This is a genomic window from Pseudomonas sp. Ma2-10 (genome assembly GCF_054330215.1).
In genome coordinates this window covers 1-2,338 of the sequence record NZ_JBTEYL010000059.1, presented here as the reverse complement: position 1 = coordinate 2,338, position 2,338 = coordinate 1, and the positions used below count along the sequence as shown (strand labels likewise).

Genomic DNA, 2,338 nt, shown 5'->3' with positions numbered 1-2,338 from the left:
GTAAGCCTCCAGCCCAGCCACCTGTAATTCCCTACCTCCACTCGCCACGCTGTGCTCTCCAAAAAAGGAGCACACATGAAACCACCCACCACACTCACTGCCCGGCGTACATTCTGGGCTGAACATGTCCAGGCATGGCGCAGCAGTGGGCTCACGCAAGTCGCCTACTGTGAGCAGCACCAACTCAACACCAAGTCTTTTGGCTATTGGTTTCGAAGTCGCGAGCTGGGAAACGAGACGCTGACGCTGGTCCCCATAGCTGTGCATGAACCTGCCCAAATAAGTGACTTGCTGCTACGCCACCCAAGCGGCTGGGAATTGGTATTGCCCCGCGAGGTGGAGCCGGCGTGGTTGGCTCACTTGTTTCAGGAGATGCTCTGATGCTGCTGCCGACACAGGTCTGGTTGATACTTGAACCCATGGACATGCGCCTTGGCATTGATGGCCTTTCGGCACGTGTTCAACACGCGCTGGGGAACTCGCCGTGCGACGGCACCGCCTATGCCTTTCGTAATCGCCGAGGTAACCGCCTCAAACTTTTACAGTGGGATGGAACCGGCGTCTGGCTAAGCCAGCGACGTTTGCATGATGGTGCTTTTGTCTGGCCAGACGAAGGCGATAAAGCCTTCACACTGACCCAGGCTCAATGGCGCTGGTTGATCACCGGCGTTGACTGGCAGCGCTTGGAAGCTCGCCCCATGAGTCACTGGAAAGTGTAGAAAATAACCTTCATTACCGTTCGCGGATAACGATAGTGTTCACTTTTTCAGTAAAATCCACGGATGCCTATCGCCGACGAAATCGCCGCCCTGAACCTTGATCCCGCACTGCGGGAGCAGATCATGGCTGCGCTTCTACATAAGGCCGATGTCGATAAGTTACGTGCCCAGGCTCAACACGACGCCTTGAAAATCCAGGCTCTGACGCTTGAACTGGCGCACTACAAGCGCATCCGTTTCGGCGTCAAGAACGAAGCCCTGTCGCCTGAGCAGCGCGATCTGTTTCACGAAACCATGGAGGCGGACTGCGCGGCCATTGAGGCTGAAGTCGAGGTGCAAGTGCCTGAACTGCGGGCTCAGCGTCCGCGGGCCGGGCGTCAGGCACTGCCGGAACATCTGCCGCGCATCGAACATCATCACGAACCCGAAGTGTGCACGTGCGGCGAGTGTGGTGGTGCCTTGGTGAAAATCGGTGAAGACATCACCGAGCAGCTCGATGTCGAACCTGCGAGGTTCTTCGTCCACCGCCATATTCGCAGCAAGTACGCCTGCCGCCCTTGCGAAAGTATTGTCTCAGCCGACGTTGCTCCGGCTGTCATCGACGGTGGTATGGCGGCCCCCGGCTTGATTGCCTGGATCTTGATCAGCAAGTATCTCGATCATTTGCCGCTGTATCGGCTGGAGCAGATCGCCCAGCGTGACGGCGTCACGCTGGCCCGCTCAACCTTGTCGGAGTGGGTAGGCCGCTATGGGTTTGCCCTGCAACCCTTGGCCGATCGATTGCGTGAGTTACTGCATCAACGCCTGATTTTGCATGCCGACGAAACCCCGGTGCAGCAACTGGATCCCGGCAAAGGAAAAACCCAACGCGCCTATCTGTGGTGCTATCGCAGCAACGACCTGGATGAGGGGCCAGGCCTCGCCGTGTTCGACTATCAGCCCGGACGCAGCGGTGCGTATGTGCGTGCGTTCCTGGAGGGCTGGAAAGGTCATCTGGTGGTCGACGACTATGCCGGTTACAAGGCGTTGTTTGGTCTTGGCATTACGGAAGTGGGCTGCATGGCCCATGCGCGGCGCAAATTCTTCGAGTTGCATGCGAGCAATCAGAGCCCAGTGGCCGCAGAGGCATTGCGAAGGATCGCCGAGCTTTACGAGATTGAAGGGCGCGGCAGGAAACTCGACGCAGAACAGCGGCGACAACTGCGCGCTCAAGAAACAGACCTCAAGTTGCAATCGCTGCACGACTGGTTGCAGTCGACTCGCCAAGGCGTGGCCAACGGCGGCAGCCTGGCCAAAGCCATGGATTACAGCCTCAAGCGCTGGCCGGCACTGTCGCGCTACGCACTGAGCGGTGACTTGCCCATTGATAATAATCCCGTCGAGAACGTCATTCGGCCGATCGCTATCGGTAAGAAAAATTGGTTGTTTACCGGGTCAGAGCGCGCGGGTCGACGGGCGGCGGCGATCCAGAGTTTGCTGGCGACAGCCAAATTGAACGGTATCGAGCCGAGTGCGTGGTTGAAAGACACGCTGGAGAAGTTACCGACCTGGCCGAATAGCCGGCTGGATGAGTTGCTGCCATTGAGATCAGCTGCCGAGTAAAGGTGGCTGGGCTGGAG

General features: G+C 58.2%; 3 protein-coding genes. All 3 read left to right on the top strand.

Annotation, left to right across the window (positions count from 1 at the left end):
• Positions 1-75 precede the first annotated feature (75 nt).
• A complete protein-coding gene (gene tnpA / locus ACXPVS_RS27200) occupies positions 76-381 on the top strand; it encodes an IS66 family insertion sequence element accessory protein TnpA (protein ID WP_458512637.1) in 306 nt (101 codons plus the stop codon).
• A complete protein-coding gene (gene tnpB, locus ACXPVS_RS27195; protein WP_339436065.1) occupies positions 381-719 on the top strand; it encodes an IS66 family insertion sequence element accessory protein TnpB in 339 nt (112 codons plus the stop codon). Before tnpA ends, tnpB begins: the two co-directional genes overlap by 1 nt.
• 63 nt (positions 720-782) lie before the next feature.
• Positions 783-2,321 carry an IS66 family transposase gene (tnpC, locus tag ACXPVS_RS27190; RefSeq protein ID WP_458512636.1) on the top strand — a complete coding sequence of 513 codons (1,539 nt, stop codon included), beginning with the start codon at positions 783-785 and terminating at the stop codon, positions 2,319-2,321.
• Positions 2,322-2,338 lie beyond the last annotated feature (17 nt).

Bases quoted from the DNA above. Each gene is read 5' to 3' on its own strand.
- tnpC (WP_458512636.1), top strand. From the start codon at position 783: ATGCCTATCGCCGACGAAATCGCCGCCCTGAACCTTGATCCCGCACTG.
- tnpB (WP_339436065.1), top strand. From the start codon at position 381: ATGCTGCTGCCGACACAGGTCTGGTTGATACTTGAACCCATGGACATG.
- tnpA (WP_458512637.1), top strand. From the start codon at position 76: ATGAAACCACCCACCACACTCACTGCCCGGCGTACATTCTGGGCTGAA.